This is a genomic window from Rhodococcus sp. IEGM 1379 (genome assembly GCF_030056815.1).
In the GTDB taxonomy this organism is placed as follows: Bacteria; Actinomycetota; Actinomycetes; order Mycobacteriales; family Mycobacteriaceae; genus Rhodococcus_F.
On sequence record NZ_JASHKR010000059.1, the window covers coordinates 1 to 25837 of the forward strand.

The 25837-nt window shown below is 61.1% G+C and carries 22 protein-coding genes, 3 tRNA genes and 1 pseudogene; 10 read left to right on the forward strand and 16 right to left on the reverse strand.

The window, feature by feature from the left end:
- Positions 1-220, forward strand: a pseudogene (locus QM600_RS22540) (dipeptidase); the annotation flags it as partial.
- On the opposite strand, the gene bcp reads toward QM600_RS22540, so the two are convergent.
- A complete protein-coding gene (gene bcp / locus QM600_RS22545) occupies positions 217-690 on the reverse strand; it encodes a thioredoxin-dependent thiol peroxidase (protein ID WP_283263765.1) in 474 nt (157 codons plus the stop codon). The pseudogene QM600_RS22540 and the gene bcp overlap by 4 nt on opposite strands.
- Before the next feature lie 137 nt (positions 691-827).
- Here bcp and QM600_RS22550 point away from each other — a divergent pair, with 137 nt between their 5' ends.
- Positions 828-1049, forward strand: a complete 222-nt coding sequence (locus tag QM600_RS22550) for a DUF3618 domain-containing protein (protein WP_283263766.1) — start codon at positions 828-830, stop codon at positions 1047-1049.
- 60 nt (positions 1050-1109) lie between these two features.
- Here QM600_RS22550 and QM600_RS22555 read toward each other — a convergent pair.
- From QM600_RS22555 to QM600_RS22565, 3 genes are all read right to left on the reverse strand, one after another.
- Positions 1110-1182: transfer RNA gene (locus tag QM600_RS22555), tRNA-Lys, on the reverse strand.
- A gap of 93 nt (positions 1183-1275) precedes the next feature.
- Positions 1276-2745, reverse strand: a complete 1470-nt coding sequence (locus QM600_RS22560; protein ID WP_283263768.1) for an amidase — start codon at positions 2743-2745, stop codon at positions 1276-1278.
- Between the two features lie 95 nt (positions 2746-2840).
- Positions 2841-2913, reverse strand: a tRNA-Lys gene (locus tag QM600_RS22565).
- 280 nt (positions 2914-3193) lie between these two features.
- Between QM600_RS22565 and QM600_RS22570 the strand changes: the two genes are divergently transcribed.
- A complete protein-coding gene (locus tag QM600_RS22570; protein WP_283263769.1) occupies positions 3194-4429 on the forward strand; it encodes a L,D-transpeptidase in 1236 nt (411 codons plus the stop codon).
- 236 nt (positions 4430-4665) lie between these two features.
- Here the strand turns inward: QM600_RS22570 and QM600_RS22575 are convergent.
- Positions 4666-4738 (reverse strand) — tRNA-His (locus QM600_RS22575).
- Between the two features lie 84 nt (positions 4739-4822).
- Positions 4823-5422, reverse strand: a complete 600-nt coding sequence (orn, locus tag QM600_RS22580; RefSeq protein ID WP_094275160.1) for an oligoribonuclease — start codon at positions 5420-5422, stop codon at positions 4823-4825.
- A gap of 120 nt (positions 5423-5542) precedes the next feature.
- Between orn and QM600_RS22585 the strand changes: the two genes are divergently transcribed.
- The gene (locus tag QM600_RS22585) at positions 5543-7258 is read left to right on the forward strand and encodes a helicase HerA-like domain-containing protein (RefSeq protein ID WP_283263771.1); all 1716 of its coding nucleotides are present in this window, start codon (positions 5543-5545) and stop codon (positions 7256-7258) included.
- 19 nt (positions 7259-7277) lie between these two features.
- On the opposite strand, the gene QM600_RS22590 is transcribed toward QM600_RS22585, so the two are convergent.
- From QM600_RS22590 to QM600_RS22610, 5 genes are all read right to left on the reverse strand, one after another.
- A complete protein-coding gene (locus QM600_RS22590; RefSeq protein WP_283263772.1) occupies positions 7278-8402 on the reverse strand; it encodes a diaminopimelate decarboxylase family protein in 1125 nt (374 codons plus the stop codon).
- Positions 8403-8537: 135 nt separating this feature from the next.
- Positions 8538-9098, reverse strand: coding sequence for a hypothetical protein (locus tag QM600_RS22595; protein WP_283263773.1), 561 nt, complete (start codon positions 9096-9098; stop codon positions 8538-8540).
- 49 nt (positions 9099-9147) lie between these two features.
- Complete coding sequence (cmrA, locus tag QM600_RS22600; protein ID WP_283263774.1) at positions 9148-9951, reverse strand: mycolate reductase; 804 nt, start codon at positions 9949-9951, stop codon at positions 9148-9150.
- A 19-nt stretch (positions 9952-9970) separates the two neighbouring features.
- Positions 9971-12001 (reverse strand): NADPH-dependent 2,4-dienoyl-CoA reductase, encoded by a 2031-nt coding sequence (locus QM600_RS22605; protein WP_283263776.1) that lies wholly within the window; start codon positions 11999-12001, stop codon positions 9971-9973.
- On the reverse strand, positions 11998-12549 hold the full coding sequence (locus QM600_RS22610) for a PadR family transcriptional regulator (protein ID WP_283263777.1): 552 nt from the start codon (positions 12547-12549) through the stop codon (positions 11998-12000). The genes QM600_RS22605 and QM600_RS22610 overlap by 4 nt, the downstream gene beginning before the upstream one ends.
- 94 nt (positions 12550-12643) lie before the next feature.
- On the opposite strand from QM600_RS22610, the gene QM600_RS22615 reads away from it, so the two are divergent.
- Both QM600_RS22615 and QM600_RS22620 read left to right on the forward strand, forming a co-directional pair.
- A complete protein-coding gene (locus QM600_RS22615; RefSeq protein WP_283263778.1) occupies positions 12644-13999 on the forward strand; it encodes an MFS transporter in 1356 nt (451 codons plus the stop codon).
- Between the two features lie 68 nt (positions 14000-14067).
- Positions 14068-16089 (forward strand): CocE/NonD family hydrolase, encoded by a 2022-nt coding sequence (locus QM600_RS22620; RefSeq protein WP_283263779.1) that lies wholly within the window; start codon positions 14068-14070, stop codon positions 16087-16089.
- Positions 16090-16092: 3 nt separating this feature from the next.
- Here QM600_RS22620 and QM600_RS22625 read toward each other — a convergent pair whose 3' ends face one another.
- From QM600_RS22625 to QM600_RS22635, 3 genes are all read right to left on the reverse strand, one after another.
- The gene (locus QM600_RS22625) at positions 16093-16914 is read right to left on the reverse strand and encodes an acyl-CoA thioesterase (protein ID WP_283263781.1); all 822 of its coding nucleotides are present in this window, start codon (positions 16912-16914) and stop codon (positions 16093-16095) included.
- A 75-nt stretch (positions 16915-16989) separates the two neighbouring features.
- Positions 16990-17829 (reverse strand): alpha/beta fold hydrolase, encoded by an 840-nt coding sequence (locus tag QM600_RS22630; RefSeq protein WP_283263782.1) that lies wholly within the window; start codon positions 17827-17829, stop codon positions 16990-16992.
- A 35-nt stretch (positions 17830-17864) separates the two neighbouring features.
- Positions 17865-18533: a TetR family transcriptional regulator gene (locus QM600_RS22635; RefSeq protein WP_283263783.1), complete on the reverse strand. Its 669-nt coding sequence runs from the start codon at positions 18531-18533 to the stop codon at positions 17865-17867.
- Positions 18534-18670: 137 nt separating this feature from the next.
- Here QM600_RS22635 and QM600_RS22640 point away from each other — a divergent pair, with 137 nt between their 5' ends.
- From QM600_RS22640 to QM600_RS22650, 3 genes are read left to right on the forward strand one after another with little or no spacing between them, the layout of a single operon-like run.
- Complete coding sequence (locus QM600_RS22640) at positions 18671-19804, forward strand: ferredoxin reductase (protein ID WP_283263784.1); 1134 nt, start codon at positions 18671-18673, stop codon at positions 19802-19804.
- Positions 19805-19831: 27 nt separating this feature from the next.
- Positions 19832-21004 carry a fatty acid desaturase family protein gene (locus QM600_RS22645; RefSeq protein WP_283263785.1) on the forward strand — a complete coding sequence of 391 codons (1173 nt, stop codon included), beginning with the start codon at positions 19832-19834 and terminating at the stop codon, positions 21002-21004.
- 12 nt (positions 21005-21016) lie between these two features.
- Positions 21017-21226, forward strand: a complete 210-nt coding sequence (locus tag QM600_RS22650) for a hypothetical protein (RefSeq protein ID WP_283263786.1) — start codon at positions 21017-21019, stop codon at positions 21224-21226.
- A gap of 63 nt (positions 21227-21289) precedes the next feature.
- Here QM600_RS22650 and gdhA read toward each other — a convergent pair whose 3' ends face one another.
- Entirely contained in the window at positions 21290-22633 is a 1344-nt protein-coding gene (gdhA, locus tag QM600_RS22655; protein WP_283263787.1) for an NADP-specific glutamate dehydrogenase, read from the reverse strand.
- A gap of 293 nt (positions 22634-22926) precedes the next feature.
- Here gdhA and QM600_RS22660 point away from each other — a divergent pair, with 293 nt between their 5' ends.
- The gene (locus QM600_RS22660) at positions 22927-24291 is read left to right on the forward strand and encodes a glycoside hydrolase family 183 protein (RefSeq protein WP_283263788.1); all 1365 of its coding nucleotides are present in this window, start codon (positions 22927-22929) and stop codon (positions 24289-24291) included.
- 61 nt (positions 24292-24352) lie between these two features.
- On the opposite strand, the gene QM600_RS22665 is transcribed toward QM600_RS22660, so the two are convergent.
- A partial coding sequence (locus tag QM600_RS22665; protein ID WP_283263789.1) for a glutamine synthetase III family protein occupies positions 24353-25837 on the reverse strand: 1485 nt, incomplete at its 5' end.

Genomic DNA, 25837 nt, shown 5'->3' on the forward strand with positions numbered 1-25837 from the left:
GAGCGAGGCGTACCGGGCTGAAGTCGGGTTTGCCGGACAGGGAGGATCGATTCCCTTGTGCAACGCGCTCGCAGAGCAGTTCCCCGACGCCGAGATCGCGTTGATCGGCGTCGAGGAACCGCAGTCTTGCATTCACGCCCCGAACGAGAGCGTCGATCCTTCGGAGATCGAAAACCTCGCGCTGGCGGAAGCCTTGTTTCTGAGCCGGCTGCGCGGTTAGACAGATAGGTCGCGTCGCAGCTTTGCGACGTGCCCGGTGGCGCGCACGTTGTACTGAGCCACCTCGATCTTGCCTTCCTCGTCGACGAGGAAGGTAGAACGGATGACGCCCTGGACGGTTTTGCCGTACATCTTCTTCTCGCCGAATGCGCCCCAGGCAAGGAGCGTGGCCTTCTCTGGATCGGAGAGGAGCGGGAAGGTCAGTTCTTCGTTGTCACGGAACTTGGTGAGCTTCGCGGGCTTGTCAGGGGAGATGCCGATGACGTCGAGTCCGGCGCCGTTCAGCTCCGCGAGGCTGTCCCGGAAGTCGCAGGCCTGCTTGGTGCAGCCGGGGGTGCTGGCAGCGGGGTAGAAGTACACGATGACCTTGCGGCCGCGATAGTCGCTCAGTGAAACTTCGTTGCCATCGGCGTCGGGAAGCGTGAAATCCGGCGCAATGTCGCCGGGGGACAATCTACTGTTCTCGGTCACGAGAACCGAGGTTAGTCGACAAATTGCGCGGCAGGTGGGCGCGAAGGCATTCTGCTCCTCTACGGTAGAACCAAGCGTGGGCGCACGGCACCCACGGAGCAGTACAACCAGACAAGATAAGACAAGTTGGAGGACACGTGCCCAGGGACACCGAGAGCATCGAGCGCGAGATCGAGAAGGCGCGTAACCAGCTCGCGAGCACACTCGACGAACTGACGGTCCGTACCAACCCGAAGCGGCTGGTCGAGAACACCAAGTCGGCGTTGCTCGCCAAGCTCAACGAGCCGGCTGTGAAGTACGCACTGATTGCGGTGGGATCCTTCGTCGGACTCCTCGTGGTGCGCAAGATCGTTCGCTGACAAGCGGATCGGAATATGAAGAAGGCCCCCACCTCGATGAGGTGGGGGCCTTCTTGCAAGTGCGCCCACAGGGACTCGAACCCCGGACCCAGTGATTAAGAGTCACTTGCTCTACCAACTGAGCTATAGGCGCTTGCTCTTGCGAGACAGAACATTAGCGGACAGGCTCAGCAGTTTGCAAAACGCGTGCTCGTAAAGGTGATCGCAGTTACATTTCGCGGACCGTTCAGGCATGCGGCGGACGGAAATTCGGCCAGCCGATCCGTTCCTCGAGTTGCTGTGCCAGCGCCAGAATCGTCAGCTCGCCATTGGGCCGTGACACCAGTTGGACGCTCAGGGGTAGTCCGCTTTCGGAAAACCCCGCCGGCACTGCCGCAGCCGGATTTCCGCACACATTCCAGATCGAGCAGTATGCAGCGATGGGCAACGACTTACGGGCGGCAGAGACGAGTCCGGCACCTTCGAGCTGACCGATCGCGCGGGGCAAGGCGGGAGTTGTCGGGGTCAGGACGACGTCGAAAGTGTCGAACACCTGATTGACGGTGTGCGCGATGCGCATCCCGCGGCGGTACGCAGCCTTGCCGACGCGCCCCGACGATGCGATCCGCCCGATCGAGGACAGAGCGCGGGTTCGTCGTTCGAGGAGGTCGGGTCGATCGACGCGCAACGCCTCATCTCGCACTCCGCCGAGTACCTGCGGAAGGAATGATGCTGTTGCATCAGGGTATTCGGGATCGAACTCCTCGACATGATGCCCCAGGGCGCTCAGCATTTCTGCGACGGCGTGCACTCCGGCAACTACCTCCGGCGCGGGACTGATGCCGCGGACGGGGCTGCGAGTAGACACCGCAATCCGCAACGGACTCGTTGTCGACGACACCGCATCCGTGAAACTGGACGACACCGCATCCGTGAAACTGGACGACACCGCATCCGTGAAACTGAGGGGCAGCGGCTCGGCGCGGTAGTCGTCGACGGCGGTCGTGCCGAGGATGGCGTCGTACATGAGCGCGCTGTCGTGAACCGAGCGGGTCAGCGGACCGAGAGTGCCGAGGCCGCGCCACAGATTCCGGTTGGGAGCAGTGCTCACGCGACCGCGTTGTGGCTTCAGTCCGAACAACCCGCAGAACGCGGCCGGCAACCGGATGGAACCGCCGCCGTCGCCGCCAATTGCGCCGGCAACCATGCCCGACGCAACTGCGGCTGCCGAGCCGCCGCTCGATCCGCCCGTCGAAAAGCCGGTGTCCCAAGGGTTCCGGGTGTAGCCATGGGCGGCTGTTTCGGTGAACGGCCAAATTCCGAACTCCGGCATCGTCGTTTTTCCGATGACCACTGCGCCGGCGACTCGTAGGCGTCGCACAACTTCGGAGTCGGCAGTCGCGATTCGAGTGACTGCTGCGCCGCCGTATGTCGTGGGTGTTCCGGCGACGTCGTTCTCGTCTTTGATGGCGATCGGTACACCGTGTAGTGGGCCCAATGCTGTTCCGTCGGCCTGATGCTGATCGCGTCGTGTGGCTTCCTTCAACGCCTCGTCGGCCAGGATGCGGGTGAACGCGTTGAGGCTCGGGTTGAGTCGCTCGATCCGTCGGAGAGTATTTTCCGTCAACTCACGTGCGGAGAGTTGGCCGGAGCGAATCAGCTCGGCTTGGCCGACGATGCCGGCAAACGCAAGTTCGGAATCAGGTAGATCAGACATGTCGCTCCAGCTTGTCGGGTTCGCTGGGGAGTGTATTCGAGACGGACAGACAAAAAAGATCCCCACCTTGTTTCCAAGGTGGGGATCTTTGCAAGTGCGCCCACAGGGACTCGAACCCCGGACCCAGTGATTAAGAGTCACTTGCTCTACCAACTGAGCTATAGGCGCTCGCTCTTGCGAGACAGAACATTAGCCGAAGCGTTCGTCCGGGGGCAAATCGCCAGGTGGGGGAGCCTGTTTGGGGTCGATTCCGCTGGTGCCCTACGCCTCTGCGGCGGGGCGAATTGTGTGATGTTTCCGGGATCGGTAACAAAACGTCCGGTTCGAAGCGATTGATGCTCGAACGTTACTGTTGGGTGGGCATTTGATGACCGTTGGTAACGAAGTGCCTGGCATCATTGACGTGGCGCTAAATGCTGGTCGGAAACATGTGAAGCGGAGTCGAAGAATGAGTCGTCAGTGGTGGGGCCTGTCCGAACGTGGTGGGGCGGGTCGGGTTTCTAAGAGTGCTGCGTTGATCGCAGCCTCGCTCGGTGCAGTGGTCCTCGTGACCGCGTGCACTGCCGGCGGGACGGCGGTCGACGACCAAGGTGCCGCTCCGATCGACTCCAATCCTCTGACCGAACTGATCAAGCCGAAGGTTACGTCTTCGGCTGCCGACGGCGCCATCGGATTCTCACCCGGTGATCCGGTACGTATCGACGTTGCCGACGGCACCTTGTCCGAGGTTCGGATGGTCAACCCCAATGGCGAGCGGGTGGCCGGCGCTATCGCCGCCGACGGCGCGTCGTGGACTACTACCGAACCGCTCGGATACAACCGCAAGTACAAGATCGAGGCTCGCGCCTACGGATTGGGTGGGGCGAGCACCACGGTGTCGTCGTTTACCACCAGTGCTCCGGGCAATGTCACCAAGCCGTACGTGATGCCGGGTGAAGATTCCGTCGTCGGCATCGGTCAGCCCATCGCTGTGCAGTTCGACGAGAACATACCGGACCGCAAGGCTGCCGAGGACGCCATCGCAGTCACCACGACACCGGCTGTCGAAGGCGCTTTCTACTGGGTCAACAACCGTGAGGTGCGTTGGCGTCCGGAGGAGTACTGGGCGCCGGGCACCAAGGTCGACGTGAAGGTAAACGTCTACGGAAAAGATCTCGGCAAGGGCGTATTCGGTCAGGAAGACGCAACCACGTCCTTCACGATCGGCGATTCCGTCATTGCTATTGCCGACGACAACACCAAGCAGGTCACCTTCGAGGTGAACGGCAAGTCCGTCATGACGATGCCTACGTCCATGGGTAAGGACAGCACGCCCACCGACAACGGCGTCTACATCATCGGTGACCGTCTCGCAGACATGGTGATGGACTCCTCGACCTACGGCGTGCCGGTCACCGCGGCCGAGGGTTACAAGACTCCGGTCCAGTGGGCAACACGGATGTCCTACAGCGGCATCTTCTTCCACTCGGCACCGTGGTCCGTCGGGCAGCAGGGTTACTCCAACACCAGTCACGGCTGCCTCAACCTGAGCCCGTCCAACGCGAAGTGGGTGTACGACAACACCAAGCGCGGAGACATTGTCATCGTCAAGAACACGGTGGGCGGCACGCTCTCCGGAACTGACGGCTTGGGCGACTGGAACATCCCGTGGGCGACGTGGAAGGCCGGTAACGCGGACGTCTGAGCGCGTCGTCAGGCCCTGAATGTGACGAATGCCCCCAGCCTTGTCGGTTGGGGGCATTCGTCGGTCTGGGGGAGTTTGTGGCTCATGTTGATTGTGTGACGGTGAGCCTTCTGGTGCGAACGGCATGTTCATCGCCTTAGATCGACCGAAAGGTACGTTCGCTCAGATCGGTGGGTGGTTCCGAAACCAAAAGAACCCCCGGAAATGTCTTTCAACATTTCCGGGGGTTCCCTTTGGGTGAGCGACGGGACTCGAACCCGCGACAGCCAGGATCACAACCTGGTGCTCTACCAACTGAACTACGCCCACCATTGCCTCGGCTGCCGATTTGACCCGGCTGCTTTGACGAAAGAGATACTAGCGCGAAAGTTGGTCAGGAAGCCAATCGGCTGGTCAGGCGGGTCCCAAACCCTCGACGACGGCTGCGATCTCTGCGCTGGACGGTCCGGGCGCGGGGACAAAGGCAGTGCCGCGGTAGTACTTGAGTTCGCGAATGGATTCCTTGATGTCGGCCAGAGCGCGGTGCGCGAGACCCTTTTCGGGCTGGCCGAAGTAAATGCGGGGATACCAGCGACGGGAGAGTTCCTTGATGGAACTGACATCGATCATCCGGTAATGGAGGTACGTGTCCAGGGCCGCCATGTCGCGGGAAATGAATCCGCGGTCGGTGGCGATGGAATTACCTGCCAGGGGAGCGGTTCCGGCGACGGGAACGTGCTTGCGGATGTAGGCGAGCACCTCTTTCTCCGCCTCGGCGAGAGTGACCGTCGACTTGCGTACCTCTTCGGTCAATCCCGATTTGGCGTGCATTTTCCTCACGACGTCGGGCATCGAGGCCAAAGCGTCGTCGTCGGCGTGGATGACGATGTCCACGCCTTCGCCCAAGATGTTCAATTCGCTGTCGGTTACCAGAGCCGCAATCTCGATGAGTTTGTCCGACTCCAGCCGCAGCCCGGTCATTTCACAATCGATCCATACCAATTTGTCCTGCACCAGGAACACAGTAGTGCGCATGCTCGCGGGATAAGGTCGGCGGTGAAAACTCGACGCGCAAAGATCTTCTTTCCTACTGCGCAAAGATCTTCTTTCCGACTGCACTGAGGAGGGGCCTGTATGACCGTGGATCCGAAGGACAGCACATTGACGCCGGCAGAGAAGGCAAAGGTGGCGAAGGCTGCTGCTGCCGAAGCTGCACGTCTTGCCGCGGAGGCAGCGCAAGCCGCGCAGGAAGCCGAGCGGGAGGCTCTCGAGGCTGAAGGTGCAGTGCAGCAGTCGGCTCCGTCGGGTGCTGCCGCCGAGATCGCTGCGGGCTACGCGTCGGAAGGCCGGGCCTTGGAGCTGGGCTCGGTAGTGGTCGACGGTGTTGCTGATCCCGCCGCCCGAGTGCGCATCCCGTTGGCCACGATCAATCGTCACGGGCTGATTGCCGGAGCGACGGGTACCGGCAAGACGAAGACTTTGCAGGGCATCGCGGAGCAACTGTCGGCTGCGGGAGTGCCGGTGGTGATGGCGGACGTGAAGGGTGACCTCTCAGGCCTGTCGCGGGCAGGGGAGAGCAACGACAAGATCACCGCTCGTGCGGTGGAGACGGGCGACGACGCCTGGACGCCGGCCGGGATGCCCGTGGAATTTCTCTCGCTCGGTACAGGCGGCATCGGGATTCCGGTTCGTGCAACCATCACGAGCTTCGGCCCGATTCTGCTCAGTAAGGTTCTGGGGCTCAACGAGACCCAGGAGTCCACTCTCGGGCTGATCTTCCACTGGGCGGACACTGCGGGCCTCGCATTGCTGGACCTCAAGGACCTGCGCTCGGTCATAGCGCACCTCACCGGCGACGAGGGTAAGGCTGATCTCAAGGGAATCGGCGGAGTGTCCACGGCAACAGCGGGCGTCATCCTGCGCGCGCTGGTCAACCTCGAGGCCGACGGCGGCGACACGTTCTTCGGTGAGCCGGAACTGGAAACCGAGGATCTGCTACGCGTCGTAGGCGGCGCGGGCGTGATCACGCTCTTTGAACTCGGTGCGCAGGCTGCTCGCCCGGCGATGTTCTCCACATTCCTGATGTGGGTGCTTGCCGATCTGTTCCAGACTTTGCCGGAAGAGGGCGATCTGGACAAGCCCAAGCTCGTTTTCATCTTCGACGAAGCGCACCTGCTTTTTGCCGACGCGTCGAAAGCCTTTCTGCAGCAGGTAGAACAGACGGTCAAGCTCATTCGATCCAAGGGCGTCGGCGTGTTCTTCTGCACCCAATTGCCCACCGACATCCCCAATTCGGTCCTGTCACAATTGGGTGCGCGCGTACAGCATGCGTTGCGTGCGTTCACGCCCGATGATCAGAAGGCGCTCAACAAGACGGTGCGCACGTATCCGAAAACGGAGCACTACGACCTCGAGAAGGCGCTCACCTCACTCGGAATCGGTGAGGCGATCGTGACGGTGCTCTCGGAGAAGGGTGCGCCGACGCCGGTGGCCTGGACCATGATTCGTCCGCCGCGATCCTTGATGGACACCATCGGCAACGACGCCATCAAGGCTGCGGCTGCGTCGAGTCCGTTGAATCAGAAGTACGGTCAAACGATCGATCGTGAATCGGCGTACGAGAAGCTGACTGCGAAGGTCGCCGGCGCTCCGACGGCAGATCCGTCGCTGGACCTGCCGCCGTTGCCGGACCTGCCTCCGCCTCCGCCGGTGGAACCGGAGGGGCCCAACATCGCCGAGCAGATTCTCGGTAATTCGGCGGTGAAGAGCTTCCTTCGATCGGTGGCATCGGCTGCCGGGCGCGAGATTTCGCGGAGCATCTTCGGTACCGGAAGTCGACGCAAGCGCTAGCGTCAGCTTGCTCGCGGGGTCACACTCCGACCTCGCGAGCGAGTAGGTCGTCGATCGACTCGCGCCGGATCAACGGACGTGCGACGCCGCCGAGCACCGCGATCACGGGTGGGCGGCACACCCTGTTGTCAGTAGACGTCATGCTGTGGTGATAAGCGCCGGTGCCGGGGACGCCCACTAGATCACCCTCGCGCAGATCTGCGGGGAGCCGTGCGCCGACGGATACGAATGTTCTTCCGTCGCTGGTGCTCTGCGCCAGATGCAGGGTCACGCCGGCACGCGCAGCGATAGCCCGTCCGGGCTCGAACACGATCTTCGGGCGGGGAAACCTGTTGCGTATGCAGGCGTCATCGAGGGACTCGTCGACGACTCGGGCCAAGCGGGTGAGATCGAGCTGCGCGTCGCCGGGCCTGTACGCAATGCCGTGTCCGCCACCGAGATCGAGCTCGGTGAGGATCATGTTGCGAGTGCGGCGGATGTCGGCCATCTGTCCGATCATGGTGCCGATGGCGCTGCGGAAGCGTTCGGGATCGGTGATGTGAGAACCGAGTTGGCAGTGCAGACCTATCAAGCGGAGGTGCGCTGCGTTTTTTACTGTCGCAACGGTGTCCTCGAATTCCGTGTCTGCGCCGGGAGTCACGTGGATCAGTACTTTCTGCGAATGAGTGCACACGGATGCAAGTAGTGCAGCGTCGCTGGGTGAGTCGATGACGATCCGGCCCACGCCGGCCTTGGCGGCAGTTCTGAGCTCCGAAGCAGTCTTTGTGTTGCTGTGCAAGATAATTCGGGACGGTTTGACGCCCCCGGCGATGGCAATGGACAGCTCGCCGGCAGAGCAGACACCTACGCCGAGCCCTTCCTCGGACACCCACTTGGCCATCGCCCGGATCATCAGGGCCTTGCCGGCATACACGATCTCGGAGTCGGGGAAGATTTCCCGATAGGTACGGCAACGGTGCCGCACATCGGACTCGTCGATGACGTAGGTGGGAGTGCCGTATTGGTCGGCGATGTCTTCGAGGACTACGTCGCCGATGCAGATGCGGCCGCTCTGATCGTGGCGAGTGCTGATGGGCCACAGCGCAGGATCCAAGCGAGGCGTCATGGCGCCGCGTAGGGACGGGAAGATTTCGAGTAGCGTCACGTCGATCTCCTGAAGATGACCCGCTGAACTGCGGGGCTACTTCAGATCTACTCTCGATCGAAGTGGTCGAGACGCGTCTTGACGGATAGTTGACGGACTACCGAGATAGGTTGATGCGCTCCTGATGCCGAGGGTTCAGCTCGATCGCCGCCGCTTCCAGTAGAGCCCGCCTCCGATGGAGATAAGTGCACCGGCCGCGACTGCGCCGATCGCAACGGGTTTGTCGACCCGCACACCAACCGATACCGTTCCACCCGTATCCGGAACATATCCATCGCCGTAGACGGACTCGACGGTTGCCTGGACGTCGAAATCACTGCCTGTGCTCGGGCCGCAGCTGTATCCCTCGAATTCTGCATCGACGTCGTACGGCTTCGAGAGGAACATCAGTTTCTCGGTGCCGAGTACGTAGCTTGTGCCGCAACCATTTCCGTTTGCGAGTGTCCCGACCGACGTCACGGCGTCGACGTCACCCTTGTACACGCGGGAGACATCGAATTGGTAGGTGTCCTCGAAACCGTCGGAGGACTTCTCCGTGGGAGTCCCGAGGAAGATGGTGCTGGAAACATTGACTGCTTCTTCAGGCGATGCAAAAGCCATGCACGAGCACGCATTTGCTGTAGTGGGTAGCAGCAGGGGCAATCCTCCGGTCAAAAGAAGGATTGCCCCTGCTGCCATCATTTGCCGCGTAGCCATTAACCGACCATACGGCCCGTATAGGTCTCAATTGAGAATTTTGGGTGAATCAGCCGCCGAGCTTCTTGTAGAAGGTGCCCACGATGGGCGCAACTACCGCGCGGGGCGTGTAGCCGCCGGCGACGGACATCGCCTTGCTCAAGATGCCGGGTACGACGCGCATCTTGTTCTCGGCCAGGCCGTCGAGCGACACCTTGGCGGTGTACTCGCTCGAGATCCAGAAGAAGTCCGGTACGAGCTTGTCGACGATGGAGGCTTCGGCCGGGTCCGGAATTTCGGTACGGACGGGGCCGGGGGCGAGGAGCGTGACGTTGACGCCGGTGCCATTGAGTTCGCCGCGCAGGGATTCCGAGAAGGTGTTCACAAACGCCTTGGTAGCGGCGTAGGTCGCATTGTTGGGGATCGGCATGTTGCCGGCGGCGGATCCGACCATCAGGATGCCACCGGACTTGCGCTCGAGCATACCGGGCAGCACGGCAAGGGTGAGGTCGTGAACTGCGACGGCATTGAGTTCGACCTGGGCACGCTCGTAGCTCGGATCGAGTTCTGCGACCGGCCCGAAGGTGGCGATACCGGCGTTGTTGCACAGAATGCTGATCTCGCGCTTCCCGAGCTCTTCGACCAGCACGGCACGAGCCGCGCTGTCCGAGAGATCGCAGGCGCGGACCTCGACGTCGACGCCGTGCTTGGCGCGAAGCGTCTCGGCGAGACCCTCCATGACGTCGCCGCGGCGCGCGACGAGGATCAGGGAGTGTCCGCGGGATGCCAGATCAGTGGCCAGGGCCTCTCCGATGCCGGAGGAGGCGCCGGTCACGACGGCGCGGGCTGTGGTGGTGGGTATCGGCAGGCTCACGATCAGTCAGCGTAGTCGGTCAGATCTTCGCGGCCAGCCGTGTGCCCTGTTCGATGGCACGTTTCGCGTCGAGTTCACCGGCCACGTCGGCGCCGCCGATGACGTGGGTGGAGACTCCGGCGACGGTCAGTTCGTCGACCAGATCACGGACAGACTCCTGGCCGGCGCAGATGACGATGGTGTCGACCTCGAGGAGTCGGGGCTTTTCATGCTTCTCGCCGAAGGTGATGTGCAGACCGGTGTCGTCGATGCGTTCGTAGTTGACGCCCGAGAGTTCGTGGACACCCTTGTTCTTGAGGGCGGCGCGGTGCACCCAGCCGGTTGTCTTGCCCAGTCCGGCACCGATGCGTCCGGGCTTACGCTGGAGGAGGTAAACCTCACGCTCGGAGAGTTCGGGGACGGGTGTGGTGAGTGCGCCCGGAGCCATCTCGGGTTCGGTGACGCCCCATTCCTGCTTCCATTCCTTGAGGTTTAAGGTGGGAGAGGTTGGGTGAGTGAGGAATTCGCTGACGTCGACGCCGATGCCGCCGGCGCCGATTACCGCGACGGTCTTGCCGACGGGCTTGCCTTCGCGAACCACCTCGGCGTAGGTGAGGACCTTGGGGTTGTCGATGCCGGGGATACTCGGAACACGCGGTGTGACGCCGGTGGCGACTACCACCTCGTCGAATGCTCCGATGAGATCAGCCGGGGCGACGCGTGTTTCGAGCTTGACCTCGACGCCGGCGAGTTCGAGTTGGCGTGTGTAGTAGCGGATGGTCTCGGCAAACTCTTCCTTGCCGGGGATCAACTGCGCGATACCGAACTGGCCGCCGATCTTGTTCGAGCCTTCGAACAGTGTGACCGCGTGACCGCGTTGGGCGAGGTTCAGCGCAGCCGAGAGTCCGGCCGGTCCCGCTCCGACTACGGCTAGGTTCTTGCGGCGACGTGTTGGGGAAAGGATGAGCGTCGTTTCACGTCCGGCACGCGGATTGAGCAGGCAGGAAACATGTTTGCGCACAAATGCATGGTCGAGGCAGGCCTGATTGCAGGCGATGCAGGTGTTGATCTCGTCGGACGCGTCCCGTTGTGCCTTGTTCACCCAGTTGGGGTCGGCCAGCATCGGGCGGGCCATGGAGATCAGTTGTGCGTCGCCGCGCGTGAGAATTTCCTCGGCGGTTTCGGGCATGTTGATGCGGTTGGACGCGACAACCGGAATGTTGACGTGCTTTTCGAGTTTGCCGGTGATGTCGACAAACGCCGCGCGGGGCACCGACGTCACGATGGTGGGCACACGAGACTCGTGCCAGCCGATGTCGGTATTGATGATAGTGGCACCGGCAGCTTCGATTTCCTGTGCCAGAGTGACGATTTCATCCCACGTCTGACCGCCCTCGACCAGATCAGCCATCGAGAGGCGAAAGACGATGATGAAATTCGGGCCGACGGCACTGCGGGTGCGTCGAACGATCGAGGTTGCCATTCGCCGACGGTTCTCGGAGCTACCGCCCCACTGATCCTTGCGCTTGTTGGTGCGCTCGCACAGGAACTGGTTGATGAAATAGCCTTCGCCGCCCATGATTTCGACGCCGTCGTAACCGGCGGATTGGGCAAGCTTGGCGCAGCGAACGAAGTTACGGATCTGCCAGCGCACTCCGCGATCGGTCAGCTTGCGGGGGCGGAACGGATTGATGGGGGCCTTGATCGATGACGCCGAGACACTGAAAGGTTGGTAGCTGTACCGGCCGGCATGCAGGATCTGCATCGCGATCTTTCCGCCGGCGTCGTGCACTGCCTTGGTGATCCGTCGATGCCGACGTGCCTCGACGCGGTTGGTGAGCTTAGCTCCGAAGGGGAGGAGCCATCCGGTGCGGTTGGGGGCATAGCCGCCGGTGATGATCAAGCCGGTTCCGCCGCGCGCACGTTCCACAAAATACTCGGCCAGGCGGTCCGTATCCTTTGCACGGTCTTCGAGGCCGGTGTGCATGGAACCCATGACGACGCGGTTCTTCAGCGTCGTGAACCCGAGGTCCAGGGGTTCGAACAGGAGTGGGAACTGCGTGCTCGTCATGGCTGGGGGTGTCCTTTGCTCGGAAGTGCATCCAGGATTTCCTGGCACCAGTTCGTGAAACCTTCTTCGACGCGGATTCCGCCGCGAAGAACCAGATACTGGCGCAGGGGAGAGCCTGAAAGGGCTGCGGGGTTGGGGAAATCGCGCTTCTCGATCAGTCGGTAGACGTCGAGCCGGGCAGCGTGGCCGTCGCGGTAGCGGGTGACCTCACCTCGAAGTGCCGGGATGTCGGCGTCGGTTGCGGCGCGAATCTTGACTGCCAATTCGCTGCGCAGGTGGCTCGGCTCGGATGGTTGGGCAATCCAGCGCGTCAACTCGGCGCGGCCCGCCTCCGAGGCTCGGTACATCTTCTTGTCGGGGCGACCGTCTTGCGTCACGGTCTCGACGTCGACCCAGCCGGCCTCGTCCATTCGTTTGAGGACTCGATAGATCTGCTGGTGCGACGCACTGTGGAAGAAGCCGATGGATTTGTCGAACCTGCGCGTGAGGTCGTATCCCGACGCGTCCTGCTCGGTCAGTGAGGCGAGGATCGCGTGTTCGAGGGCCATGCACAAAAGTATGTATGCAACGAGGTGCGTATGCAACTGGGTGAGTAGAAACTTTGGTCTGTGCGGTGGCTCACGCTCGCATAGGCTCGCGTCCATGAGCGCAGAACCGGGTGTGGGACCCGCCGATCAGTTGCCCGCCGGAATCGGCGGCGCGGCAAAACGGAGTCAGGTGTTTGCGTGGGGCCTGTGGGACTGGGGGTCGGCGGCCTTCAATGCGGTCATCCTGACGTTTGTCTTCTCGGTGTACCTGACTGATGCGGTTGGCGACGATCTGCCCGGTTCGATCTCGGCCAGTTCTTGGCTTGGCTGGTCGCTCGGTATCGCCGGTTTCTTCATCGCCGTTCTGGCGCCGATCTCGGGCCAGCGGTTCGACGCCACGGGACGCCGAAAACTTTCGCTGGCAGTTCTCACCGGGCTGACAGTTCTGTCGATGTCCGGGCTGTACTTCGTGCAGGACTCGTACCACTACCTGTGGCTGGGGCTGGTGCTGTTGGCCGTCGGTTCGGTCATCTTCGAGCTGGCCGGAGTTCCGTACAACGCGATGATGCGTCAGGTGTCCACCCCTGAAAACATTGGTCGGGTCTCCGGATTCGGTTGGGCTATGGGTTATTTCGGTGGCATCGTGCTGCTGCTCCTGTGCTACTTCGGGTTCATAGTCGGCGACGGTGACACCCGCGGTTTCCTCGGCTTGACGACGGACGGCGGATTCAACATCCGCATGGTGGCGCTGCTCGCGGCAGTGTGGTTTGCAGTCTTCGCAATTCCTGTTTTCCTCAAAGTCCCCGAACTCCCGACCTCGGATGCGGACCCCGGCGCTGCGAAGGCTGGATTCCTGGACTCCTACCGAGTGCTGTGGCGGGACTTGCGAGAACTGTGGACGGTAGACCGCCGCACCATCTACTTCCTGATCGCGAGTGCGCTGTTCCGTGACGGACTGGCCGGCGTATTCACTTTCGGTGCCGTTCTCGCAGTGAATGTCTACGGGATTGCTGCTGCGGACGTCTTGCTTTTCGGTGTGGCCGCCAACGTGGTTGCGGCAGTGGGCGCGTTGGTTGCCGGCCGGTTCGACGACAGGATCGGACCCAAGACGGTGATCACGGTGTCGCTGGCGTCGATGATCGTGGTCGGATCGGTGCTGATCGCCGTATCGGGGCGGTTGATGTTCTGGATCTTCGGTCTCGCGCTGTGTCTCTTTGTCGGACCGGCGCAATCGTCGTCCCGCACGTTCCTTGCCCGCATAACGCCTCCGGGACGCGAAGGCCAGCTGTTCGGTCTCTATGCGACGACGGGGCGGGCAGTGTCCTTCCTGGCGCCGACGCTGTTCGGATTCTTCGCCTGGGCCTTCGGGGCTGATCGAGCCGGAATCGTCGGGTTGGTTCTTGTGCTTGCGCTCGGTTTGGTGGCGCTGATGGCGGTGAAATCGCCGGAACAGGACGTGTCGAACAGCTGAATATCCCCACTATCGCCGTGCTCGGCTGCTATTAGTAGTTGTTGCCGGGCAAACCAGGGGAGTGGCGAATGTCTGTTCGTAGCCTGATCACAGTGCTGCTAGCGACTGTGATGGCAGTAAGCCTTGTTGCTCCCAGTGCCTCAGCGCTGCCACCCGGCGGTGGGCAACTCGGTGCCGAGTGGACAGCTAATGCGGATGGGCCCCAACAGTATCCGGGCGTCAACGTTCAATGGGATGTGCCGATCACCATGAGCGACGGAGTGGTGCTCAAGGCGAATGTCTACCGACCGGCTGATGCGTCCGGTGCAGCCGTCGATACCAAGACGCCCACCATTCTCAACCTGACGCCGTACACCAAGATGGTTTCGGCATTGGCTGACGCAGCATTTTCTCTCCCGGAACTCGAAGATCCGCTGATGAAGTTCGTGGATGAGTTGAACCTGTCCGGCACGCCGGTTACCGGACTGCAAGATTTGGCCGAAGTGGTTACCGGCGGCGGCCTGCGCACCTTCACTGTTGATCAGAGTTTGATTCGAAGTGGCTACGCCCAGGTAGTTGTCGACGTCCGCGGAACCGGCTTCTCCCAAGGTAAGTGGGACGTGCTCCAGCAGCGAGAGCAACAGGACACCGTGGAGGTCATCGACTGGGCGAGCAGTCAGCCTTGGTCCGACGGTGACGTCGGTATGACAGGTGTGTCGTATTCCGCGATCAATCAAGTTCAAGCGGCAAGTAAGCAACCGGTCGCGCTCAAGGCAATCTTCCCGATGGAACCGGGCGGAGACATTCTCCGCGACGTTGTCGCCCCCGGCGGCGGTATCGGAATCGGGTTCATGCCGGTGTGGCTCGCGGCCGTGAACGGAACCAAATGGCTGCCGAATGTGCAGTCGATGCTCGACGGGACTTTCGACTGGACCTGGCTCGCGGACCGGCAGGCTGATCCGATGACGTTTGTGGGATTGCTTCTCAACGCGCTGACCGTTCCCAGTATTGCGGACATCACTCCGGACCTGAAAGACCTTCTGGAGAGCAATAGTTCATTGCGGCAAGACTTGATCTCGCACCCGGAGAACATCAACGTGCCGACGATGATCTACGGCGGCTGGCATGACATCTTCACTAACAGTGAGCCCAAGATGTACAACGCAATTCCGTTGCCGCCCGGTCAGAAGCAACTCATCATGGGCGATTCCTACCACCTGAATTTCGGATCGGGGTTCGGGGGCGAGGGCGCTCCGCCTCGTCTGGATGTGTTGCAGCGAGCCTGGTTCGATCACTGGCTCAAGGGAATCGACAACGGAATCAACACCTTCGGTCCGGTAACCCTCTACCAGCAGGGCAGCGGATGGACCAGGACAGATCAGTTCCCGCGCGCCGGAATGAGTTACCAGCGTGTGTATCTCGGCGCGCACTCGAGCGGAACAAGTCCAGGGAGTGCGCACGACGGCAGTCTTACCGCGCAGGCACCCGGGGACGCCGCCACGCTGACGCTCGCACCAGGCTTGGCGACGGTATGTTCACGCGATTCCGCTCAGGAAACGATGGGCATCGTGGCGATTCTGGACATGTGCGCCAAGGACGCTCGCTTCAGTGAACGCGACGCGCTCAGCTTCACCAGTGCACCCGTCGATGAACCGACCGAGATCTCGGGATCAGTAAACCTGCATCTCAATACCTCGTTGGACACTACCGACGGATATTGGACCGCGACGCTCAACGACGTGGCGCCCGACGGAACTTCGCTCGTGATCACGAGCGGTCAGCTCACGTCGTCGCTTCGCGCCGTGGATGATTCGAAGAGTCTGAAATCGGCCAACGGCGACTACACGGATCCGTACTACATCCTCGATCTGGATTCCCGGCAGCCAATCGTCCCCGGCAGGCCCACAACTCTCGACGTGGGCCTGGCCGCGACGGATGCGATACTGCAATCGGGTCACCGGGTGCGAATTGACGTGTACGCGAGCAACTTCCCCAAGGGGCTGCTGCTGCGTCCACTGCTCAACGAGAGCCAACTGGTACCCCAGCACCTCGTACTCGACCCGAGTGCACCGAGCTTCGTGAATATCCCGGTCAGCAGGCCGATTCGATGATCGTCAGTCCTTGAAGTAGACGAGTTGGTGGGTGGTGGCGAGCAATTCGCCGTCACTGCCCCACAATTCGCCGCTCTGATCGAAGTAGCCCTTGCCGAAACGCTGGGTGCGCGCCGTTCCGAGAACTGCGCGATCACCTTGCTGCGCCAAGGCGGCGGCGTCGGCGTGGAAGTAGATGGTCAGCGACACCGTTCCGGCCGGTGCCATCTTTCCGCGGCGCAAGAAGACTCGCGGAAAGAACACATCGCACAACGAGGTCAATGACGTGAAGTCCAGCGGCCGGGACACAGCGTCGCGTACCCACAGCGTTGATACCGAATCGGGATGTTCGACTGCTTCCAGTTCGGGGATCGCGCCGTCGACAAAACGCATCTCGTAGTTTTGCGCCCAGGCGATGAACTCAGGGAAGGGTTGCACGGCAACATCTTCTGCTGCCGGAACGTCGGGCATCGCAATTTCGGTTGAGTCCCACGTCTCGCGGCGGAGTCCGAATACAGCGGTGGCCGTGGTCGCGACCGTGCCATCCTGGGTGAGTTCGATAGACCAGTGCTGAGTTGTTCGATTGGTTCGCACCGGCCGCGCGGTGATCTCGAACGCGCCCTCGGTGATGGGGCCGGCAAAGTTGACGGTTAGTGACAGCGGTTGGCCCAGGCACTCGGGGTGGCGCTGCACCGACTCGAGAAGCGTGGCGGAGGTAATGCCGCCGAACGGGCCCACCATGTTGTTGTACGCGGGGCTGGTGTGCCCGGTGGACAACCCCGGTGTCAGCGATTCCAGTTCAACGGCGGCGTCGAAGGGATGTAGGGATGTAGCTGTCTCGGTCACGACAAAACTCCTGACGATGAAATCAACACTGTTCTATGTATGACAACCTACATAGAGTTAGAGGTGGGGCCTAGTTCAGGATCCCGCGCGTCGAATAATCGCGGCCGCCAATTCTTCGGCGCGTTCTTCGGGAATCCAGTGACTACCGCCGTCCAGGACAACAAACTCGTAGGGGGCATCCACGAACTCGCCGCACCGTTCGGCCCCGGCGCGGCCCAGTGCGGAGTCGCCTGTGCTCCAGACATAGGTGGTCGGCACAGTCGTCGGCTTGATGTCGCCGAAATCGCGGGTCATTGCGCGGTACCAGTTCAGCGCGCCGGTCAGGGCGCCCTCCCCACTGAGAACATCGATGTGCGCATCCGCGAACTCCGGATCGATCTGACCGTCGAACATTGCGCGTAGCCGTCGGAAGTTGTCCTCCGACAGCACTTCTTCCGCCTTGCCTTCCTGGCGTAGCAGTCCGATGTACGACGAGCGCTGCTTCTGATCGGCGTCCTCGCGCAGCGCCCACCCGAAAGCTGTCGGGTGTGGAACGGACACGGCAGTGAGGCTGCGGATTCGATTCGGGTGTCGACCGGCCACCTGCCAGGCGACGGCAGCACCCCAGTCGTGACCCACCAGATGGGCGTCGGGAATGGCCAGGGTGTCGAGAAGTCCGACGACGTCCGCGACCAAGTGTTCGATCCGATAAGCATCTACGCCCTCGGGTCGGGCACCGGACGAGTATCCGCGCTGATTCGGAGCAATGACACGGTATCCGGCGGCCGTCAGCAACGGCATGACCTTTCCCCACGACGCTGCGCTCTCGGGGAAGCCGTGCAGTGCTACCAGCGGAATCCCGTCGTCCGGACCGGAAATCAGGACGTCGAAAGTGAGATCGCCGACGGGAATCTGAAACGTATTCGTGGAGGACATGCTGCCCACGGTACGGCGAAAGCCTGCACCTGACGTCAACTTCGAGATGGATTCCAGGTAGCCATTCCGAGCACGACCAAGCGCAGCTGCTTTTCGGCGCGGCCGATCACCGCGTCCTCGCTGCGGTGTCCTGCCGAGTCGGCATCCAGGAGTTCGACGACGGTGGTGAACATGGCTCCGACAATCAAATCGGCTGCCATCTCGAGGTCCGGATCCTGCCAACCTTCCAGGCCGGCGATGCGAGAGAGGTCGACGGTCAGTTCGCTGACGAACAATCGCATCTCGGTGTTGATGGCTCGTCGTACTTCGCTGACACCTCCGTACCGTTCGCGGCAGAGGAATCGGAATTGCCGTTCGTGGGTATGAACTTGGCGCACAAGGATATCGAGTGAGGCTGCCGCGTCCTTTGTGCTGTGGTTGCGTCTCGCGTCGCGCAGCATCCGCATGCTTTCTTCGACCAGTGCAACGCCGAGGTCCTCCATTGACGCAAAATGTCGATAGAACGCGGTGGGGACGATTCCGGCTTCGCGAGCCACCTCGCGCAAGCTGATTCCTGAGAAGCCACGATCGGCGAGGAGGTCCATCGCTGTATCGAGTAGAGCTTGGCGGGTGCGTTCCTTCTTTGCGGCCCGGGTTTCAGGCGCATCGTTCGGGGATGGTGGCGCTCCGGCCTTGGTCACGATGTCGAGTCTAGGTACTGGCATTCGACATCCTCCTAGTGGTTCGAACAAGGCGGTTCGAGTAACGCGGGTCACATTGTTGTTGACATGTTCCTGTGTCTACCTGTCACACTATAGTCAGTGAACAATCGTGCACTGAAATCTTCTACCCGAGGAGTGTCATGACGATCGCATCAGCTCCGAAGGCCATAGCCAAGCGCGGATTGTCCTTGCGTGGACTGTCACTGGTCGGACTCGTCGAGGCTATGGCGGCGCCACATCAGATCGACCGTTACCTCGAGCTGGTCAATCCGATGGCAACGGTGCGGGACCTGCGCGCTCAGGTGGTGGCCGTCGACTATCCGACTGCTGACTCCGTCACTCTGACCTTGCGCCCGACCCGGCAGTGGAGGGGTTTCAGTGCCGGACAGTTCGTGCAGGTAGGTGTCGTGATTGACGGAGTCCGTCATACCCGCTGCTACTCGCCCGCCGGTAGCGCATCCACGCGCAATGGGCTGATCGAACTGACCGTCAAGGCTCAGGCTGACGGCCTGGTCTCGCAGCATCTACATCGGAATGCTCAACCTGGATTGGTCGTCAGCCTTTCGCAGGCCGACGGCGTATTTTCTCTCCCGGCGCCGAGGCCGACTCGGGTACTTCTCATCAGCGGTGGCAGCGGAATCACTCCGGTGATGTCCATGCTGCGGACGCTGGTCGACGAGGGGCATACCGGTGAAACTGTGTTCGTGCACTACGTGAACACCGACAAGGACGTAGCGTATCTACGTCAGTTGAAGTCCATTGCCGCGGAGAATTCCAACGTAAAACTGGTACTCGTGTACACCGAAACCGGTGGGGGAGACCTCGAAGGATTCTTCGATCGCGGTCACCTCGACGCCGTCGCGCCCTGGATTGTGGATCCGAAGGCAATAGACGCTCAGGCCTACCTCTGTGGCCCTCCTGGTTTGATGCGCGGCGTGCGCGAGGTGTTCCGCGATATCGGCGTCGAGCATTTGCTCAATACCGAGGAGTTCGCCCCAGCAATAGCCGAACCCGGTGAGATCGGTGGCCAGGTTTCCTTCACCAAGAGTGCCGTCGCAGCCGAGAACTCCGGCAAAACTCTGCTCGAGCAGGCTGAGGCGGCAGGTCTGACGCCGGAATACGGCTGCCGGATGGGAATCTGTTTCTCCTGCACTTCTGTCAAGAAGGCGGGCCGCACACGCAACATCCGCACCGGTGAGACCGACGACGAGCCGGACAAGAAGATCCAGCTCTGCGTCAGTGCTCCCGTCGGCGATGTCACCGTCGAAATCTGAACGCACTACAACTCTTTGGAGACTGTCATGTTTGGACTGTCACTTCCCACCTTCCCTCTTCTTGGTAGCGGTTCCGACGCGAAGGTCGAGGACCCTGTCGTCCTTACCTATGACCAGATCGAGGAACTCGGCCGCGAACTCGATGAGCTTCGCGCGCGCACCGTCGCCTCGCTCGGCGCGGAAGACCGTGAGTACATTTACAAAGTAATCAAGGCGCAGCGAGGTTTTGAGGTCGCCGGACGAGGCCTGATGTACCTGGGCTTCCTGCCGCCGGTATGGCTCGCAGCAGTGGGTGCGCTGAGTGTCTCGAAGATCCTCGACAACATGGAGATCGGTCACAACGTCATGCACGGTCAATACGACTGGATGCGTGAACCGGGCCTCAATTCCGAAGTGTTCGAATGGGATACGGTCTGCCCGGCCGATCAGTGGCGGCACTCGCACAACTACATGCACCACACCTACACCAATATTCTCGGCAAAGATCGCGACGTCGGATACGGCATCCTGCGGATCGACGAAGCGCAGAAATGGAATCCCTACTACCTCGGTAATCCGTTGTGGGCGTTCACGTTGATGATGCTCTTCGAGTGGGGCGTCATGATGCACGATCTCGAGATCGAGAACGTAATTCAACGCAAGCGCAAGTGGCACGACGTCAAGCCCTTGCTCAAAGGCTGGTGGAACAAGGCCGGCAAACAGGTACTCAAGGACTACGTAATCTTCCCGGCACTCACCGGACCGCTGTTTGTCACCACCCTCGCCGGCAATGTCACTGCCAACCTGATTCGGAACGTGTGGACGTACTCGATCATCTTCTGTGGCCATTTCCCTACGGGCGTACAGAGTTTCACCGAGGATGAGACCGCCGATGAGACTCGCGGCCAGTGGTACGTACGTCAGATGCTCGGCAGTGCCAACATCGAGGGCAGTCCGCTCTTCCACATCATGTCCGGCAACCTGTCCCACCAGATCGAGCACCATCTGTTCCCGGATCTGCCGGCGCACCGCTATCCGGAACTTGCACCCGAGGTCAAGGCGTTGTGTGTGAAGTACGGTTTGCCGTACAACACGGGTGGGTTCTTCAAGCAGATCGGTTCGGTGTGGGGCAAGATTTTCAAGTTTGCCTTGCCGCCCGCATTGGTCAAGTCTCAGATCCCCGCCGGTGTTATCGTCGAGCGCCAGCGCACTGCATCTTGAGAGGCAAAACTGATGGTCGGGAAATTCGAACGACGCAAAGACACCGTCCAGGAACTGACCGAATCCGCGGCTACACACGTGGGATCGATCGCGATGATTATCGCCGGTGCTGTTCGAGACGTGACGCGCGAGATCGGTGACTGGGTGTCCGACGGTATCGAGATGCGTGAGGCTGCAAAGAAAGCGGCAGCGGATGATGACACGGAACCGCCGGTCAACTGACACTGAATGACTATGGGCGCCTCCGCAATTGCGGAGGCGCCCATAGTCATGTGCGGATACTGTTTAGATGACGCCCAGTGAGATCATGGCGTCGGCAACCTTCACGAAGCCGGCGATGTTCGCGCCGTGCACGTAGTCGCCCGGCTTGCCGTACTCGGCAGCCGTGGTGATGGTGCGCTCGTGGATGCCGCGCATGATGCGGGCGAGACGCTCATCGGTGTACTCGAAGCTCCAGGAATCGCGCGAAGCGTTCTGCTGCATTTCGAGTGCGGAGGTAGCAACGCCACCGGCGTTGGCTGCCTTGCCGGGAGCGAAAGCAACGTCGGCGTCGCGGAAGAGTTGGACGCCACCGGGGGTGGTCGGCATGTTCGCGCCTTCGGCAATAGCCTGAACGCCGTTGGCGATCAACGTCTTTGCTGCGGCTTCGTCCAGCTCGTTCTGTGTTGCACAGGGGAGTGCCACGTCGCAAGGTACGTCCCAGATGGAACCGCCTTCGATGAACTCAGCATGGGGGACTGCGTCGGCGTACTCGCTGATGCGGCCACGGCGAACTTCCTTGATCTCCTTGAGGAGGTCGAGGTCGATGCCCTTCTTGTCCACGATGTAACCCGAGGAATCCGAGCAGGCGATGGCGACGCCACCGAGCTGGTGGATCTTCTGGATAGCGTAGATGGCAACGTTGCCGGATCCGGAGATCACGACGTTCTTGCCCTCGAGGTCAGCGCCCCTGGCCTTGAGCATTTCGGCGACGAAGTATGCGACGCCGTAGCCGGTGGCCTCGGTGCGAACCTGCGAACCGCCCCAGGTGATGCCCTTGCCGGTGAGAACGCCGGATTCGTAGGTGTTGGTCAGTCGCTTGTACTGGCCGAACAGGTAGCCGATCTCGCGGCCGCCGACGCCGATGTCACCGGCGGGCACGTCTGTGTATTCACCGATGTGGCGCTGGAGTTCGGTCATGAAGGACTGGCAGAAACGCATGACCTCTGCGTCGGTACGACCCTTGGGATCGAAGTCCGAGCCACCCTTGCCGCCGCCGATGGGCAGGCCGGTGAGGGAGTTCTTGAAGATCTGCTCGAAGCCGAGGAACTTCACAATGCCCAGGTTGACGCTGGGGTGGAAGCGCAGGCCGCCCTTGTAGGGGCCGAGTGCGCTGTTGTACTGAACGCGGAAGCCACGGTTGACGTGGACGTTGCCGTTGTCGTCGGTCCACGGCACACGGAAGATGATCTGGCGTTCCGGCTCGCACAGGCGCTCGATCAGTCCGCCGTCGGCGTAGCGCGGATGGCGCTCGAGCACGACGTGCAGGGACTCGAAAACTTCGGCGGCAGCCTGGTGGAACTCGGGCTCACCTGCATTGCGAACCAACACCTGATCGTAAATCTGCGCTACGCGGTCACGTACGGACACCGCTCACCTACCTGACATTGTGAGTACTTTCTTACATTTCCGTTACATAGTAGGCGCATTTGATGCGCGATCGATCATCCGTGAGTGAACGTGAAATCAGACACACCGACTTTTGCTCGGAAATCGAGTGACTGTTTTATAACGATTTGCTCAGCTTTTGCTCGGTTGACAGAGACCGAGTGGTTTGCTGGGCCGGACGAGGGTAGCGAGGGCGACCGGTCGTTCTGTACCGTCGGGAACTTCGTATCAAAGCGAATTAATCAGAGAGGCTGCGTGTGCGTACAAAACGGTCCATGTCAGCGATGTTGTCCATAGGCGTAGTCACTATCGCGGCCACAATCGCTTCAGCGCCGGCAGTGTCTGCCGTCGGTGGCCCGTGTGGGCAAGGTGGTAACGGTTCGCTGGGCTCGATGACGGGTTCGCTCGGTTCGCTCACGGGATCACTGAGCGGTTCCGCCGCTACGGGTTCGCTCATGAACGGATTGCCGTGGATCACCGGTGCGCCCAATGGTGCGCTGCCCGTCCTCCGGGGTCGAACCCAGGCCATCGAAATGGTGACCGGACCCGGCAGTCCCAATGACACGATCAATCGCTTCAGTGTTTCCGGTACCGACCTCGGAATCATGTGGGACAACGGGCTTCCCGGCGCTGAGCACGGTGTTCAGATGGCGTTCGGCGATACTGTCGGCGACTGCGATAGCCCCGAGGACGACTGGCGCAGCAATGTGCTCTTCCGCAGCAGCAATACTGATATCGCGAACAAGTTTCGGATCGACAGTTCTCCCAAGGATCGTCCGAATCACTCCAAGGAAATCATCCCCGAACCCCAGTTTGCCCCGGGGTTCGAGTTCACAACCATCCCGACGGCCGGAATCTCTTACGGCGGAGTGCAATACATCCGGTTTATGTCGGTCCGTTCCTGGGACGTACCGGGGGAGTGGACTACCAACTACTCGGGCCTCGCTTATTCGACCAACAACGGTGAGGACTGGGTAGTCGATCCGGCCACGGTGCGCGCGAACACCGGTGATATCGATCTCGGCATCCTGGAAATCCCCGCGATATCGCCGATCAACAAGAACTTCCAGCAGAGCGCCTTCCTCGAGGGCAGAGTCGAAGACGGCGGTGACGGGTACATCTACGAATACGGCACTCCGTCCGGACGTTCCGGTGGCGCGCTATTGGCCAGGGTTCACGGAGTGGATATCCGCAATCCGCTTGCTTACGAATATTGGAATGGGTCCGGATGGAGTCCGGACTCAGACACAGCGGTGAAGGTGATCAAGGCACCGGTCAGTGAACTCTCGGTGCAGTGGAACGAATACCTGAACAAGTACGTCGCTATGTACACCAGTCCGATGGGGCTCGTGATGAGCCAGGCCGAGCATCCGGAAGGTCCCTGGAGTGGATCGCAAGTCTTGGTCAGCGGAGCTACTTTGCCGGGCATCTACGGCGGATTCATGCATCCCTGGACCTCCCGAGATGGCAGCCACACCCTCGAATTCGTCGCAACTACGTGGGATCGCTACAACGTGATCTACATGCAGACGAACCTGCAGGGCATGGATATGTCGCCGTGGGATTCTCGCGACCGGCCGGACCCGGCAACAACGGGTGAAGCGGAGCTCCTCGAAATGCGAATGCCTGAAGAAAAGTAGTTTTTGAAAGAACTATGGCCTGCAACCGGAATTCCGGTTGCAGGCCATAGTTCTTTTGTCGTCAGAGAATGTAGAGCATTTCCTGGTACGTCGGAAGCGGCCAGTGATCGTCCGCGACCATGGTTTCGAGGAGATCGGCAGCGGTCCGAACTTCCGCCATTGCCGGCATCAGTACTTCCTGTGCATGTGTGGCCTGCTCGAGCGGAGACTCGTCGGGAATTGCCTTGATAGCGGCACGCAATGCGGCGAGGGCTGCACGCAGCGCCGTGACCGGCTCCGAAACCTCATGCAGCGGTGCCATATCCGGTTCAATCCCGGCAGCCTTGAGTGCCACGAAGTTCTGGGCGATCTCCGTCTGATGACGCACTGCCGCCGGAAGGATAAGCGTCGTACCGATTTCGACTGCCAGACGCGCCTCGACACCGATACTCAGTGCGTACTGCTCGAGGCCGACCTCGTAGCGGCTGTGCATTTCGCGATGATTGAAGACGTTGTACTTGTCGAACAATTCCAACGCGGATTCGGAAATGAGCTCAGGCAGAGCGTCCAACGTGGTGCGCAGGTTGGGCAGTCCGCGAGCCGCGGCTTCGATCTGCCAGTTCTCCGAGTATCCGTCACCGTTGAAGACAACAGCACCGTGGTTGGTGATGATGTCTGTCAGCAGGTTCTGTACGGCGGTATCGAAGTCGGCGCCGGCGGCAACTGCGGTTTCGAGTTCGGTGGCCATGTAGTCGAGGGCTTCGGCCATGATGGTGTTGATCGTGACCATCGGGCCGTTGACGGTCTGCAGGGAACCGGGGGCACGGAACTCGAACCTGTTGCCGGTGAAGGCAAATGGGCTCGTGCGGTTGCGATCACCGGGATCGGTGGGCAGTACGGGGAGCGTATCCGCACCGATCATCATGGTGCCCTTGTCCTTCGACGACGTCGCGGCACCCTTGGCGATCTGCTCGAAGACGTCGGCAAGTTGGTCGCCGAGGAAGATCGAGATGATGGCCGGTGGAGCCTCGTTGGCGCCGAGACGATGATCGTTGGTGGCCGACGCCACCGAAGCGCGGAGCAGACCCGCGTACTTGTGGACAGCGCGAATAACAGCAGCACAGAACACCAGGAACTGAGCGTTGTCATGCGGATTGTCGCCGGGCACAAGCAAACTGCCGAGCTCAGAGTTGCCCAACGAGAAGTTGACGTGCTTGCCGGAGCCGTTGACACCGTCGAAAGGCTTCTCGTGGAACAGGCACTCCATGCCGTGCTTCTTGGCGACGGTCTTGAACGTGGTCATCAGGAGTTGCTGGTGGTCGGCAGCGATGTTGCCGCGCTCGAACATCGGCGCGATCTCGAACTGACCGGGAGCAACCTCGTTGTGACGGGTCTTCGCGGGAATGCCGAGTTTGAACAGTTCACGCTCGGTGTCCATCATGAATCCGAGGACACGCTCGGGGATGGCACCGAAGTAGTGGTCGTCGAACTCCTGGCCCTTGGGTGGCTTGGTGCCGAAGAGTGTGCGGCCGGCGTTGAGCAGGTCGGGGCGTGCCAGGAAGAAGTG